Annotated in this window: 11 protein-coding genes; 10 read left to right on the plus strand and 1 reads right to left on the minus strand. The window is 49.1% G+C overall.

Features of this window, described 5'->3' with window-relative positions:
• Positions 1-107 precede the first annotated feature (107 nt).
• The 7 genes from clpB (at position 108) to NtB2_RS03835 (ending at position 9586) form a co-directional block, all read left to right on the plus strand.
• Entirely contained in the window at positions 108-2708 is a 2601-nt protein-coding gene (gene clpB / locus NtB2_RS03805) for an ATP-dependent chaperone ClpB (RefSeq protein WP_109245622.1), read from the plus strand.
• A 147-nt stretch (positions 2709-2855) separates the two neighbouring features.
• Positions 2856-3407, plus strand: coding sequence for a YceD family protein (locus NtB2_RS03810; RefSeq protein WP_109245623.1), 552 nt, complete (start codon positions 2856-2858; stop codon positions 3405-3407).
• Between the two features lie 105 nt (positions 3408-3512).
• The gene (locus tag NtB2_RS03815) at positions 3513-4208 is read left to right on the plus strand and encodes a response regulator transcription factor (protein ID WP_109245624.1); all 696 of its coding nucleotides are present in this window, start codon (positions 3513-3515) and stop codon (positions 4206-4208) included.
• A 41-nt stretch (positions 4209-4249) separates the two neighbouring features.
• A complete protein-coding gene (locus tag NtB2_RS03820) occupies positions 4250-5776 on the plus strand; it encodes a sensor histidine kinase (protein ID WP_109245625.1) in 1527 nt (508 codons plus the stop codon).
• A 127-nt stretch (positions 5777-5903) separates the two neighbouring features.
• Entirely contained in the window at positions 5904-7265 is a 1362-nt protein-coding gene (gene murD / locus NtB2_RS03825; protein WP_109245626.1) for a UDP-N-acetylmuramoyl-L-alanine--D-glutamate ligase, read from the plus strand.
• Complete coding sequence (gene murG, locus NtB2_RS03830; protein WP_109245627.1) at positions 7266-8339, plus strand: undecaprenyldiphospho-muramoylpentapeptide beta-N-acetylglucosaminyltransferase; 1074 nt, start codon at positions 7266-7268, stop codon at positions 8337-8339. It abuts the gene before it with no gap.
• The gene (locus tag NtB2_RS03835; protein ID WP_109245628.1) at positions 8336-9586 is read left to right on the plus strand and encodes a cell division protein FtsQ/DivIB; all 1251 of its coding nucleotides are present in this window, start codon (positions 8336-8338) and stop codon (positions 9584-9586) included. Before murG ends, NtB2_RS03835 begins: the two co-directional genes overlap by 4 nt.
• A 453-nt stretch (positions 9587-10039) precedes the next feature.
• Here the strand turns inward: NtB2_RS03835 and NtB2_RS03840 are convergent, their stop codons facing one another.
• Entirely contained in the window at positions 10040-11005 is a 966-nt protein-coding gene (locus NtB2_RS03840; protein WP_125194955.1) for an asparaginase, read from the minus strand.
• Positions 11006-11256: 251 nt separating this feature from the next.
• Here NtB2_RS03840 and NtB2_RS03845 point away from each other — a divergent pair, with 251 nt between their 5' ends.
• The 3 genes from NtB2_RS03845 (at position 11257) to NtB2_RS03855 (ending at position 15989) form a co-directional block, all read left to right on the plus strand.
• Positions 11257-12651, plus strand: a complete 1395-nt coding sequence (locus NtB2_RS03845) for an HAD-IIB family hydrolase (protein ID WP_109245630.1) — start codon at positions 11257-11259, stop codon at positions 12649-12651.
• 707 nt (positions 12652-13358) lie between these two features.
• Positions 13359-14009, plus strand: coding sequence for an HAD family hydrolase (locus NtB2_RS03850; protein ID WP_109245631.1), 651 nt, complete (start codon positions 13359-13361; stop codon positions 14007-14009).
• Between the two features lie 21 nt (positions 14010-14030).
• On the plus strand, positions 14031-15989 hold the full coding sequence (locus NtB2_RS03855; protein WP_109245632.1) for a GGDEF domain-containing protein: 1959 nt from the start codon (positions 14031-14033) through the stop codon (positions 15987-15989).
• Positions 15990-15993: the final 4 nt, after the last annotated feature.

Genomic DNA, 15993 nt, shown 5'->3' on the forward strand with positions numbered 1-15993 from the left:
TTTCCAGTTAAATAGTTTGACCTTTACTGACCAAAGCGTTATAATGAAAAGGTAGTGAGAAATAAATGAGATTATCCTACAAGTTTTTATGACAGGAGTTTATAAAAATGGACATTGAAAAAATGACAACAAGCTTGCAGCAGAGCCTTGCGGCAGCACAACAAATTGCACAAACTAGACAACATCAAAATATCGAAATTCCTCATCTTTGGAGAGCTCTGATCGAGCCCAATAGTTTTTCTGAAAACTTTTATAAGGACTTGGGACTTGACACAGAAGCCTTTATTCAGGCTATCGAAAAGGAAATCGACAAGATTCCGACAGTCCAAGGCGATACTATCCGCTATGGCCAGAGCCTCTCAAATGAACTCTTCCAACTTTTTAATGAAGCAGATAAAGAGGCCAAGAAGCTCGGCGACGAATACCTGTCGACAGAGGTCCTACTTTTGGCCCTCTTCAGCCTGAAGAAGAACGCACTGACGGCCTATCTGACAGCCGCAGGCATTGACCAAAAAAAGGCTCGAGAAGCCCTCGAAAAACTCAGAGGAGGAGAACGCGTGACATCACAAAATGCAGAAGAAACCTACAAGGCCCTCGAAAAATACGGGGTCGACCTGGTTGCCCAGGTCAAATCTGGCAAACAGGATCCAGTCATCGGTCGTGACGAAGAAATCCGTGACGTCATCCGGGTCCTCTCTCGAAAGACCAAGAACAATCCTGTCCTCATCGGCGAGCCCGGGGTCGGTAAGACCGCTATCGTCGAAGGCTTGGCCCAGCGGATTGTCCGTCGGGACGTGCCTGAAAATCTGAAGGACAAGACCATCTTTTCACTGGACATGGGAGCCCTGATTGCGGGTGCCAAGTTCCGTGGTGAGTTTGAAGAACGTCTGAAGGCCGTCCTCAATGAAGTTAAAAAGTCAGACGGCCAAATCATTCTCTTTATCGACGAGCTTCATACGATTGTCGGTGCTGGGAAGACCGAGGGTTCGATGGATGCGGGCAATCTCTTGAAGCCGATGCTGGCCCGTGGCGAGCTCCATCTGATTGGGGCAACGACCCTGGACGAATATCGCAAGTACATGGAAACAGACAAGGCGCTGGAACGGCGTTTCCAGAAGGTCTTGGTGACGGAACCTACGGTTGAAGACACGATTTCAATCCTGCGTGGCTTGAAAGAACGCTTTGAGATTCACCACAGCGTGACGATTCACGATAACGCGCTGGTTGCCGCTGCGACACTTTCAAACCGCTATATTACTGACCGCTTCTTGCCAGACAAGGCCATTGACCTGGTCGATGAGGCTTGTGCAACGATTCGTGTGGAAATGAATTCTTTGCCGACCGAGCTTGACCAGGCCAACCGCCGGCTTATGCAGCTGGAGATTGAAGAAGCCGCTCTTAAAAAGGAGACGGACGATGCTTCTAAGAAACGTTTAGAGATTCTCCGGGCTGAAATTGCTGAGCTCCGCGAAGAAAATAACCAGCTCAAGGCCCAGTGGGAGGCTGAAAAGAAGGAAGTCAATGCGATTTCTGACAAGCGGACCGAGTTGGAGCAGGCCCGCCATGAGCTAGAAGAAGCGCAGAACAATAATGACCTCGAAGCTGCTGCAGCCCTTCGCTACGGCAAGATTCCAGAATTGGAAGCTGGCTTGAAGGCACTCGAAGAAAAGAGCAAGTCTGAAGACCTGAGCCTGGTTCAGGAATCTGTCACTGAAGAACAAATCGCTGAAGTGGTCGGTCGGATGACCGGAATCCCAATTACGAAGCTGGTCGAAGGGGAACGTGAAAAACTCCTCCATCTGGACGAGACCCTTCATCAACGGGTGGTGGGTCAGGACGAGGCTGTCGAAGCCGTTTCTGATGCGATCATCCGTGCCCGGGCCGGTATCCAAGACCCTAACCGGCCGCTCGGTTCCTTCCTCTTTCTGGGCCCTACGGGTGTCGGTAAGACCGAGCTGGCCAAGGCCCTGGCTGAAAACCTCTTTGACTCCGAAGAGCACATGGTCCGGATTGACATGAGCGAATACATGGAAAAGCATAGCGTCTCTCGTCTTGTCGGAGCCCCTCCAGGATACGTTGGCTATGATGAGGGTGGCCAGCTGACGGAAGCCGTCCGCCGCAATCCTTATACCATCATCTTGCTTGATGAGATTGAAAAAGCCCATCCCGATGTCTTTAACATCCTCCTTCAAGTACTGGATGACGGCCGTCTGACAGATAGCAAGGGTGTCCTCGTCGACTTCAAAAACACCGTCTTGATTATGACCTCAAACGTTGGTTCACAGCTCTTGCTGGACGGTTTGTCTGACAATGGCGAGCTGACAGAAGAAACGCGTGAAGCTGTTCTTAGTCAACTCCGGATGCACTTCAAGCCTGAGTTCCTCAATCGTATTGACGATACCATTCTCTTTAAGCCGTTGACCATTGATAATGTCAAGAACATCATCGTCAAGATGACTGGTCAACTTAAGGCCCGCCTTGAAGAAATGGAAGTCAGTTTGGAGCTCTCTGACGAGGTCCAGGGCTGGATTGCTGAAAATGCCTATGAGCCAGCCTATGGTGCACGTCCGCTGAAACGTTATCTGACGAAGGCGATTGAAAATCCTTTGGCGAAGCTGATTATTGCTGGGAAGATTCCGGCTGGGTCTAAGGTTGTTGTCAAGCTTGTGGATGACAAGATTGATTTTGAGATTTTGGCAAGCGAATAAGTGAATGAGAATCTGCTGACAATTTTGTTGGTGGATTTTTTCTTCACTCTGGTGAAAATAAATGTAAGAAAGTGATACCAAAGCCTTGTTGTCGTTTCAAGCAATTTCAGTTATAATATAACTAATAACTTGCAAAGGAAAAATCCCATGAAATGGTCACTCTCAGAAATAAATAAAAAAAAGTACATCGATTTTAATGAAAGCCTGGAACTAGCAGAAGAGCTCAAAGGACGCTCTCAGGAAATCTTGGATGCTAAGAATGTCCAAGCCATCGGCTCTGTCGCTTATGACGACGGCCTCTACTATCTGGACTATCAGCTCAAGGCCAATCTGACCCTGCCTTCATCTCGCTCGCTCAAGCCGGTGGATTATCCGATGGAGGTCTTTGTCTCAGAAATTTTCTCGACAGAAGATGAAATGAAGAATAATGAGGAGTTACTCAACTCGGACATGATTTTCAATCTTGAAAAAGACCTGATTGACTTGGACGAATCTGTGGCCGATAATATCCTCTTAGAAATTCCCTTAAAAATTCTGGCAGAAGACGAATCAGAAGAAGATGAAGCGCTTCCGGCAGGTCAAAATTGGACGGTGCTTTCTGAAGAAGCCTATGCTAAGGCCCAGGCTGAAAAGGAAAAAGAGGCCAAGGAAAAAGCCTCTCCATTCGCTGGATTAAGCGATTTTCTCAACGAAAAATAATCAAGAAAAAATCTCAAGAATAGAGCTTGCAACTTTATGAGAAATATATTATAATAAAACTACGGTTGTTAGAAAATCTTATAATTATCTCATAAAGGAGAAGTCATGCCAACTAAAAAAATCTTGATTATTGAGGATGAGAAAAATCTTGCCCGCTTCGTATCACTTGAATTAGAACATGAAGGCTATACTACTGAAATCAGAGAAAATGGACGGAAAGGACTGGACGAGGCCCTCTCTAAAGACTATGACCTCATTTTGCTCGATTTGATGCTGCCAGAACTTGACGGCTTTGAAGTGGCCCGCCGCCTGCGTAAGGAAAAGCAAACGCCGATCATCATGATGACGGCCCGGGACTCTACGATGGACCGGGTGGCCGGCCTGGACATCGGTGCTGATGACTATATCACCAAGCCCTTTGCCATCGAAGAACTCCTGGCCCGTGTCCGGTCATTCTTCCGTCGGACAGAGCAGATCAAAGGCCCTGAAAACAAGGGCGACAACACCAAATTCCGTGACCTGGTCATCGACAAGAGCAACCGGACCGTCCAACGTGACAATCAGATCATTGACTTGACCCGCCGTGAGTACGATCTCCTCTTGACCCTCATGAAAAATGTGGGCGACGTCGTGACCCGTGAACACTTGGTCTCACAAGTCTGGGGCTACGAAGAAGGGACAGAGACCAATGTCGTCGATGTCTACATTCGTTACCTGCGTAATAAAATTGACGTCATGGGACAGGAAAGCTACATTCAAACCGTGCGTGGCCTTGGCTATGTCATGCGTGAACACAACTAATTAAGGGGCCATGTTTTGATGGCCCTTTTCCTAAAGGAAATATGACCGCAAAATTTTTATTTGACCGCCTCGAGCGATTTATCACAAGGATCAAACGAAAGAACCCTTCTGCTAGGCATTCGATCATGCTCAGATGGGCTTTTGCCAATACCATCTTTTGTTTTGTGACCTTTACGATTTTCTCCATCCTGATTTATCAGCTGACCCTCTCGACCTTTATTTCTGAAGAAAAGCGGAATATGCTCTCAGCCATGGACAATGTCGAGCGGGCCCTGTCGGCCTCTGAGGTGCCTCTGAGCTTTACCAACCTGCCCAATTTCCTGCAAAATGCCCAGGAAAACGAGGTTCATCATGAAGAGCAGGCCGATGATGAGAAGGTCCTACAGCCACTGACGCTGAGCGAGATGGTCGGGGCCAGAAAGTCTTTTTATGTCTACAATGTCGACCGGCGTTTGATTTACTCGACCTCAAAGATTACCTACAGTCTCAGGGGGACAGCGGATAACACGATTCATGAGGTGGGTGGCGATACGCCAGGCTATATGGCTGAGCGGCGGATTATTTCCCGGACGACGGGTCAGGTCATCGGCTATCTGCAGGCCTTTTATGACATGAGCTTTTACTATAGTATCCGGACCCGGCTTTTGGTCAGCCTGGTAATCTTAGAAATTCTGGCGATTTTCATTGCCCAGTTTGCCGGCTACTTTATGGCGAGTCACTTTATGCGACCGCTTGAAAAACTGCACGATGCCATGGTCAAGCAGGCCAAGGACCCGACAAGGGCCTACAAGCCACTGGTTATTGAGACCAGAGATGAGATTGAAGACCTGGCCGAGGCCTATAATACCATGGTCAAGCAGATCAATTCCTACATCGAACGGCAACAACGCTTTACCTATGATGCCAGCCACGAGCTGAGGACGCCACTGGCGGTCCTTGACGGCCATATCAGCATGCTCAACCGCTGGGGCAAGGACGACCCTGAGATTCTGGAGGAAAGCCTCCAGGCCAGCCTTGAAGAAACCCGGCGGATGAAGAGCCTGCTCGAGGACATGCTGACACTCAGCCGGCTGGGAAATGCCACCGACGAGCACCAGCACGAAGTAACTGACCTTGAAAACTCGATTGAGCACATGGTCAAGAACTTCCGGGTTATTAATCCTGAGCTGGACATCAGCTTTGATTGCCAGGTCCAGCAGGCCATCGCTCAAATCTATGAAAATCACTATGAGCAGGCCCTGACCATCTTGATAGACAATGCCATCAAGTACTCGCCAGAGGACCGCTGTCATATCAAGGTCAAGCTGACCGAAGACGACGGCTACTTGATGACCTCTGTTGCTGACAGTGGCTACGGTATCAGCGAAGAAGATATTGAACACATCTTTGACCGCTTTTTCCGGGCAGACAAGGCTAGAAACCGGGACGTCGGCGGAAGCGGTCTGGGACTTTCTATCATCAGCCATATCGTAGAAAATTATCAGGGCTCGATAGAAGTCCAGTCTGCACTTGGCGAGGGGACGACCTTTATTATGAAGATTCCTAAGATTAAGGAAGTTTTGATTTAAGAAGGAGCTAAGGCTCTTTTTTAGTTAGTGAGACGACTGAAATGCCCTCCCAGCAACGGCTTGAATTATCCCCAAAATAGCGGTAAAATAGGGAGATAATAAAAAATCAAGAAAACGAAGTGTAGGAATGAAAAAGATTTCAGACTATGAAAATAAAAAGGTCCTGGTGCTTGGTCTGGCCAAGTCGGGGCTTGCGGCAGCTCAGCTCTTGATGGAGCTGGGAGCTAAGATTACGGTCAATGATGGCAAGGCTTTTGAAGGCAATAATGAAGCGAAAATCCTGTCAGAACAAGGGATTCAAGTCATCTGTGGCAGTCATCCAGTCGAGCTCTTTGACCAGGAAGACTTTGAGCTTTTGGTAAAAAACCCAGGGATTCCCTATGAAAATCCAATGGTGGAGCGGGCGATGGCACTTGGAATTCCCGTCATCACTGAAGTTGAGCTAGCCTATCAGGTCTCAGAAGCCGACATTATCGGCGTGACGGGGACTAACGGCAAGACGACGACTGTGACCATGATTGCGGACATTTTGAATGCTGCTGGTCGCACTGCCAAGCTGGCGGGAAATATCGGTTTTCCCTCATCAGAAGTGGCAAGCACCGCCAAGGCCGATGAGCTCTTAGTCACTGAGCTTTCGAGCTTCCAGCTGATGGGGATTCGGAGCTTCCGGCCTAAGATTGCCCTCATTACCAATATCTTTTCTGCCCACCTGGACTACCACGGTTCACAAGAAGCCTATGAGGCGGCCAAGTGGGAGATTCAGAAGAACATGACACATGAGGATGTCTTGATTCTTAATTTTAATCAGGAAAAATCGCTGGCACTGGCTGAAAAGACTCAGGCAAGGGTCCTGGCCTTTGCGACAGGCCGTGAGGTCGATGGGGCTTATAGTCTGGACGGCAAGCTCTATTACAAGGGCGAAGTCGTGATGGCGGAGGCTGACCTAGCCCTGCCTGGCGAGCACAATCTTGAAAATGCCCTTGCAGCGATTGTGGTGGCCAAGCTCCTCGATATTGGCAAGCAGGCTATCCAGGAGACCCTCAGCCATTTTTCAGGTGTCAAGCACAGAAATCAATACCTGGGCGAGGTCGCTGGCGTCAAGGTCTACAATGACAGCAAGGCGACCAATATTCTGGCGACTCAAAAGGCGCTTTCTGGCTTTGACAACAGCAAACTCTGGTTATTGGCTGGCGGGCTCGATCGGGGCAACAGCTTTGACGAGCTGGCTGAGTACATCTCGGGCCTCAAGGGCATGATTGTCTTTGGCGAAACAGCTCCGAAACTCGAAGCCCTGGCTGATGAGCTGGCGATCCCAGTCATCAAGTCTGAAAATGTTGCGACAGCTTTAGCTTTGGCGCTTAGTCAGGCTGAATCTGGCGATAGCATCCTCTTGAGCCCGGCCTGTGCCAGCTGGGACCAGTACAAGACCTTTGAAGAACGGGGCGACCTCTTTATTTCCGCCTTTGAAACTGCTCAAAAAGGAGCCTAAATGAAACTACTCGTTACAGGTGGTGGGACGGGAGGACATATCTATCCTGCCCTTGCCTTTATTAACTACTTAAAAACACAAGATGAAAATTTAGAAGTCCTCTATGTCGGGACCCAAAAAGGCCTAGAAAGCAAGATTGTGCCCCAGGCTGGCCTGGCCTTTAAGACGGTCGACATCCAGGGTTTTAGACGCTCGCTTTCGCTGGAAAATTTCAGGACGGTCGCTAAATTTTTGAAGTCGGTTGGCCAGGCAAAAAAAATCATCAAGGACTTTGCTCCGGATGCGGTCCTGGGGACCGGAGGCTATGTGGCTGGCCCTGTGGTCTATGCAGCGGCCCAGCTCAAGATTCCTACACTTATCCATGAGGGAAATTCTTATCCGGGCGTGACCAACCGCTTTTTGGCGAAACGCGTCACAAAGATTGCGGTCGGCTTTCATGCGGCAGAGTCATATTTCCCAGCTGAAAAGACCAGTTTTACTGGCAATCCACGGGCCCAGGAAATCGCTGACTCGGCTAAGGTCAATCAAAAATTTGACCAGCCGACCGTCGTGATTTTCGGTGGCTCTCGGGGAGCTTTGACTCTGAACGAAGCCTTTGTGTCTGCCCTGCCTAAGCTGGCTGAGGCCCCTTTTAAGACCATCTATGCCTCAGGCGAGATTTATTATGAAGACTACAAAGAAACCTTTGAGCAGTATCGTGACAAGGAAAACATTGAAATCCAGCCCTACATCAACAACATGATTGACCTGCTCTCAAAGAGCCATCTCTTCCTCGGTCGCTCTGGCTCAACGACCATCGCTGAAGTGACGGCCTTGGGGCTCCCTGCCATCTATGTGCCGAGCCCTAATGTGACGGCTGACCAACAGACTAAAAATGCCCAGGAATATGTTGACCAGGGGGCTGCAGTCATCGTCAAAGATGCTGAGCTCACGGCTGATAAGCTGGTGCAAGCTATTTCCGAAATTCTCGAAAATAAGGTAAAATATGAGGAGATGCATAAGGCCAGCCTTCTGGCAGGTGTGCCAGATGCAAGCGAACGCCTTTATCAACTCCTTAAAGAAATGGTGCAATGACAGAAAACGACAAGAAGACGGACCTGACCCCCTGGCAACAGAAGCACCTGGAATACCAGGAAGAGCTCGCCAAGGCCAATCCTCAAGCTGAATCAATAGAAAAAGGCGGGAAGGCCCGTCATCTTTTTGGACGCAAGAAAAAAGAGGATGAAGTGGAAGAGGAAAGTTCTTATGAGGCTGAGGGCGAAGGCTTTTCTGAGGAAGAAGCTGAGCCTTATGAGGCTGAAGGGCTTTCTGATGAAGCATTTGATGAAGCATTTGATGACGAGACCTTTGAGGAAGTAGAAGAAGACGAGAAAAGGCCCTACTGGCTGACCATCCGTCCTATCTTTATCAAGATGTGGCCGGCCCTGGCGGTAGTTCTCGTTGTCCTGCTCGGCTCGCTTTACTTCATGTCGCCGATGAGCAAGATTGGTGCCTTTGCCGTAACTGGCAACAAGCATGAGGAGACGTCGGCTGTCGTCAAGAGCTCTGGCCTCCATCAGGGCGACTCTATTTTCTCTATTTTACGCCATAAAAAGATCATTGAAGGGAAAATCGCCAGTGAATATCCTTATGTTGAGGCGGTCAAGCTTAAATACAGCTTTCCAAATAAGTTCACGGCCCTAGTAACCGAGCATGCCCCTGCGGCCTATGTCCAGCAGTCCAACAAGAGCTATCTGGTCCTGGACAATGCCTATATTGACAAGAGCAAGGAGATTGCTGATGTCAAAGGCCTACCGGTCTTGGTTAATTTCAGCGATGAGCAGACCAAGACCTTTGTCCAGGCCTACGAAAGTCTGAAGCCTAGTCTGCAAAAGCTGATGACGACGGTCAATAAGACGCCGACCGATGCGACCAAAGACTTTATTTCCATCGACATGACGGATGGCAATCAGGTCCGGGTGCCACTGAGTCAGATGGCGATTAAATTGCCTTATTATCCTAATGTGGCCAAGCAGATCACGGCTCCGCAGGTGGTTGACATGGAGGCTGGTATCTATGCCAAGTCCAAGGACGCCTATGCGGCTGACCTGGCTTCTATTTCAGAGTCTAAGTCGTCTTCTATTCAGGCTTCGATTGATGCCAAGGCTTCATCGGAGGCGAATGCTTCATCATCTTCGTCATCATCTTCAGATGGAGATAGCAGCTCGAGCACTGATGATAGTGCTAGCGATAGTAGCGATGCTTCGGCGGATGACTCTGCTACGGGCGATGCTGTACCGGCTGACAGTACGACAGAGGCTGCAACAGCTGAGAGTCAGTAAAGAAAAAAATCATTCCAGAGGGGATGATTTTTTAATATAGAGATTGTGCCTGGGCTTCGCTTCACTCCGCTCGAAGGGAAGCTAATCGGCGGAACATGCTCTGAGTTCTAATTTGCCGATGATCTTCCCAGGCTTCGTTCTGCTTGGCAAGTGCTGTAAGGCTGTAGCTGATTTTTAAGGAGTTCTACTGCGTCATTGTTAAAAGAGCGTTAGCTTTGCTTTTTCTTTGAGATTACTTTGGAATGCTTAGAACGATTCTTATAAGTAGGAGTCCTAGCAATCTTGAGCAACAAGCCTATCCTCAACCTCCAGTCATCAGTAATAATGCTCTTCAGTCCTCAGAAAAGCTGTTAGACCGATTAAAGATTAGCAGTAGCCACTAAGCGAAACGGAGCGAATCTTAGGCACAAATCAAAAAAGAAGGCAATCTAACCTTCTTTTTTCTGTTCTACTTTAGTTTTCCATAAACGATTTCAGGCTGGCTAATTTTAAGCCGGCGTTGATACCGATGATAAGCTTGAGTCGGGCTTTTTGGGAATTGACCTCAGGGGCAAACATGATGCCGGATTCTTGCAGGGCTTGTCCCCCGCCCTCGTAAGAATAGACGGGCTCTGCGATGCCATTGAAGCAACGAGAGACGAGGACGATAGGGATTTCTTGACTGAGCAATGGTTTGAGTTTTTCATAGGCCTGAGGGGGGAGATTCCCGGCACCCAGGGCTTCGACAACCAGGCCGTCCAGCCGGTCGATGTCAATCATGTCAAAGATTTCCCCGGTCATGCCAGCGTAGGCCTTGATGATAGGGACCTTGCCCTTGGCTGACTCGACATTGAGCTGTTGGTGCTCGGTGTCCTGGTGGAAATAGATAATCCTGTTCTTGGTCAGGAGTCCCAGAGGGCCGTGGGTCGGCGTCTGAAAAGTCGAGATATTGGTCGTGTGGGTCTTGGTCACATAGCGGGCCGAGTGAATCTCGTCATTGAGGACGACCAGGACGCCACGATTTCTTGAGTCGTTGTTGATGGCAACACGGATGGCAGAGAGGAGGTTGTAAATCCCGTCAGTCCCGAGCTCATTGCTTGACCGCATAGCACCCGTCATGACGATAGGCTTGCCACGGGGAATGGTCAAATCAAGGAAATAAGCCGTCTCCTCGAGCGTGTCCGTCCCGTGCGTGATGACCGCCCCATCAAAGCTCTCTTCATTGAAGGCCCGAATCAGGCGTTCTTTCAAGACTAGCATGTGGTCGAGGGTAATGTGGGGGCTGGGCAGATTAAAGATGTCTTCGGTGACCAACTCAATATTGTCCAGTGGAATGGTCGCCGAAACCATCGGATTTTCAGCATTGGGATGGACGTGGCCATTAGCATCTTCAGCCATCGAAATGGTCCCACCAGTATGGAGGACCAGAATTTTTTTCAAGGTCGTTTTAGTCATAGCTTAATTATAGCGGATTTGGCTGGAAAGGACAATGTTTGGGGTGCTGATTGCTTTGTTTAGTCATTGATTATAGTATAGGTTAATAGGGATAAGGAAGCTAGTTGGACTTAGTTTCGCTTTTCCGGAATGAAACGAATCTAAAGACCAAGGATTTTTGCCTAAGCAGTGAAAAAAACATAAAAATAGCTTATAATTTAATCTATAAGCCAAGTTCATATTCATACGGAGGAGCAATGGAAATCAAGGCAGTTTTCTTTGACTTGGACGGGACCCTATTTAACTCGATGCGGTCCGTCTCAAATTCAACCCGGCAGGCCATCGTCGACCTGCACCGGAACGGCATTTATGTCGGCATCGCCACAGGGCGAGGCCCGGCCTTTTGCCTGCCCTTGATGGAAGAGCTCAGCCTTGATTTTGCCGTCGTTTACAACGGCCAATATATTTTCACCCCCAAAGAAGTCCTCTACGAAAAGCCGATGGACAAGAAGGTTGTCCGCAAGCTCATCCGCTATGCCCAGAAAAATGCCCGGGAAATCTCGCTGGGAACTGCCCACGGTGTTGGTGGCTCAGGCCTCTTGAAATTTGGCGAGACCCGACTTGCCAGCATGCTGGCAGGCATCCTTCCTTCAGGGACCTCAGGCATCGCGAGAAATTCCTTTAAGCACGTCGTCCGCAGGCTTGCTCCAAAAAATAATTACCTGAAACTTTTAAGAGAACCGATTTATCAGATGATGATGGTGGCGACCGCCAAGGAGACCGACAGCATCGCGGCCGAGTTCTCTGAGCTCTCGATTACACGCTCAAACTCCTACTCGATTGACCTGATTCCAAAGGATGCTGGTAAACTCTCAGGCATCCAGTGGCTGGGCGAGCACTACGGCTTTGATATCCACGAGACCGTCTGCTTTGGGGATTCTGACAACGACCTCTCCATGCTTGAAGCGGCCGGCTACGGTGTGGCCATGGGAAATGCCAGCCCTGCCATCAAGGAGGTCGCCGACTACGTGACTGACGGCAACAACCAGGATGGGATTGCCAAGGCCCTTGATTTTTATGGTCTGGTCCAATATATCCCCGGCAAGTCCTTTGTGTCTAAAGACCGGAATTTCAACCAGGTCAAGGAGTTTCACAAGAAGATGGACGGTCGGACCCAGGAATACCCGATTGCCTACGAGGCTGAAGAGGCCAGCCACCGGGCTGACTTTAAGGTCGAGGAAATCGTGGAATTTCTCTATGCGGCCTCAGAGCACAATCCGGATGTCTTTAGGCTTTTGGTAGACCAGCTCCACGCCGATGTTGACAAGGCGGTCAAGAAGGTCAAACGCAAAGAACATCCAGAGGACAAGCTGACCGGTCAGGTCGATGCCTTGATGGACCTGCTCTATCTGACCTATGGTAGTCTGGTCCTCTCAGGTGTTGACCCTTATGAAATCTTCCAGGCCGTCCACACCTCAAATATGGCCAAGATTTTCCCAGACGGCAAGGCCCATTTTGACACAGAGACCCATAAAATCTTGAAGCCAAAGCACTGGGAGCGATTTGCCCCCGAGCGGAAAATCAAGCGGGAGCTCGACCGCCAGAAGCGGGTGGCTAAGAAGAAGTGGCCACAGTTGGATGTGGAGGATTGATGGATTTCCGGAAACGTAAGAAAAGTCCCATGTACGGGGCTTTTTTATATGCGGGATATATAGATTGTGCCTGGGATACGCTTCACTCCGCTCAAGGGGAAGCTAATCGGCGGAACATGGTCTGAATTCTAATTTGCCGATGAACTTCCCACACTACGTTTTGCTTGGCGAGTGCTGTAAGGGTGGATCTGTCTGTGTTTATGTGTTTATTCATTTCAAAGCGAGGAGTCGAGGAAACTGTCTTGACATTGCAAAACATGAAGGTTGCCTGAGCAAGTAATCTGGACTTGACGGATAAACAGTTTGCGTGGAAGCATATAGAAGGATCTGGCGAGAAGCTCAGTGGTCCAGATGGTAATTTTGTGAAAGACGGTGTGCGTTTGTGAGAGGTCAATTATCATTCTGGCCTGTTGATAAGGCCTTTGCCATCACTGCGGTGGATAGTAATATTGTGTTTCATTGAGAGAAGTAGGAGAGCCTACAAATTAGACCGCCAAAGCTTAGCAGTACCACCCAAGCGAAACGAAGCGTCTGAAAATCATCGGCAGTTTAGAACAAAGACCATGTTCCGCCGATTAGTTCCAGCTTGAGCGGAGTGAAGCGAATCCCAGGCACAAACAAAAAAAGCATTTCCAGCCCCAAACACCCCAGCTAAAGAAAGCCCGGACATCTCCCCCTAGATGTGTTATAATAGAAACGAGGTATTTATGACAGTAAAAGCGATTATCTTTGATATGGATGGTGTCCTGGTAGACACTGAAAACTACTATCTGAAACGCCGGGAGGATTTCTTTGCCAGTCAGGGGATTTCTCTGGCCGGCTTTCCCCACAGCTTTTTCATCGGTGGTAAGATGCAGGATGTTTGGGACAAGATTTTAGGCGATGCCTACAGTCCTGAGGAGAAAGCAAAGATTCTCTCAGCCTATGATAAGCATAAAAAGGGCAATGTCCTGCCCTATACAGAGTTGCTCTTTCCAGATGTCAGAGATATTTTAGAGTTTCTGAAAAATAAAGGCATCCGGATGGCACTGGCTTCAAGTACAGCCATGTCAGATATTGAGCACAATCTCAAGGTCAATGAGCTGGCAGGATATTTCGAACTGCTTCGCTCTGGCTCTGACCTGAAGCACTCTAAACCTGACCCAGAAATCTACCTGATCACGCTTGAGGCCTTGGGGCTCGCCAAAGATGAAGTGATCGTCATCGAAGACTCAGAAAAAGGCATCGCTTCAGCTAAGGCGGCTGGCCTCGAATGCTGGGCCATCAAGGATGACCGTTTTGGTATGAATCAAGAGGCGGCAGACCAGATTTTTCCGAGTCTGACCGCAGTAAAAGAAAAATTAGCAGAAATGTTATAAAATCAGAGAGGAGGAAATCTGATGCAAGAGAATGATCGCTTGACCCGCTTTATCATCGCTATGATGGTCATTGTCCAAATTTTGCAGACGGCAGGCCTCTTTTTGTTTGAAGAAAAACGGATCATTTTCGTCTATCTACTGGTCCTGAATATCGTCATTAGCATCCTACTTTTGAGGCAGGCCAGACAAAACCAAATCCGCCGTTTTAATTTTATCCGAAAAATTAATGACGAGGCTGAAAACTCGCTCAATGCCACGCTTGACAATATGCCAATCGGTGTCATCCGCTATACGGCAGAGAGCTTTGAGCCTGAGTGGTTCAACCCCTATGTCGACTTTATCTACCGGGGCAATGAAAGTCAGCTGACAGCCAAGACCATCCAGGACATCGTGGTCAGAGCCAGCGACGAGGGCTATCTGGCCGTCGGCGACCGGAAATACAGCATCCGCATCGATGAAGAAAAGAAGCTGATTTACCTGGCTGAAGCGACCAAAGAAGCCGAGCTCAGAGGCGACTACAACGATGCCCGGGCCGTGATTGGCGCGATTTCTGTTGACAATTACGACGACGCGACCGACCTCCTCTCAGATGCTGAGCGGATTAAAATTAACAGTTTTATTACGAGCTTCTTGGAGGACTTTACCAAGGAGAAGAACATCTATCTCCGCCGCCTCAATGCTGAACGCTATTATTTCTTCTCAGATTATAAGACTTTATCATTTTTGATGGAAGATAAGTTTTCTATCCTCAATGAATTTCGGACCTTGTCAGCTGAACAAGGCAGTCCACTGACCCTCTCTATCGGGGTCTCTTACGGTTTCGACGACTTCCCCAATATCGGCCGGGTCTCTCAAAACAACCTCGAACTCGCACAGGTCCGGGGTGGCGACCAGGTGGTCGTCAGAGAAAATGCTCAAAACGCCCATCCTGTCTACTTTGGTGGGAATTCTGAGTCGGTCTCTCAAAAGAGTCGGACCCGGGCACGTGCCGTGGCGACCGCCCTCAAGACCATCATGACTGAGTCAGACAATGTCTTTATCATGGGCCACCGCTATCCCGACATGGATGCCTTTGGGGCCGGCGTGGCCATGAAGGCCTTTGCCAACATGACCGGCAAGGAGGCCTTCGTCGTCTACGATGAAGAGCAACTCCTGCCAGACGTGAGCCGGGCCATTGAGATGCTCAATCAGACTGAAGACGGCCAGAGCCATATTCTCAGGCTCCAGACGGCCAAGAAGCACAAGAAGGCCAATTCATTGCTGATCATGGTCGACCATTCTAAGACCGCTCAGACGCTGAATCTGGACTTCTACAAGTCTTTTGGCAAGGTGGTCGTTATTGACCATCACCGCCGTGATGAAGACTTCCCCAATCAGGCCCTGCTCTCTTATATCGAGTCGTCGGCCAGCTCAGCTTCTGAGCTCTCTGTCGAGCTCCTGCAATTTCACTCGAGCGGTCGCAGATGGATGTCTGTCCCTGCGGCCTCAGTGGTCCTCGCCGGGATTTCAATGGATACCAAGGGCTTTACCAAGTCAACAACCTCAAGGACCTTTGAGGCAGCCGCCTATCTGAGAAGTCAGGGGGCTGACAACAACCTCATCAAGTCTATGATGGCGACCGACTTTGAGGATTACAAGCAGGTCAATGAAATCGTCCTTCAAGCTGAAATGGTCGCAGACAAGATGGTCTTGTCAGTGGCACCAGAAGACAAGAAGTATGATTCTGTGACCACGGCCAAGGCCGCTGATACACTGATCGACATGGCCGGTGTCCAGGCAGCCTTTGCACTCAGCCATCATCCCAATGGCTATATTTCTATTTCCGCCCGCTCATTTAACGGCTTTAATGTCCAGAGCATCATGGAGGAAATGGGCGGTGGTGGCCACTTCAACAGCTCGGCCGCCCAGATTTATGAAAAGCCCATGGCTGAAGTCAAGGCTGACCTGATTCAAATCATTAAAAATCATCAAGAAAATTAATAAA

This window comes from Lactococcus termiticola (genome assembly GCF_003116835.1).
In the GTDB taxonomy this organism is placed as follows: Bacteria; Bacillota; Bacilli; order Lactobacillales; family Streptococcaceae; genus Lactococcus; species Lactococcus termiticola.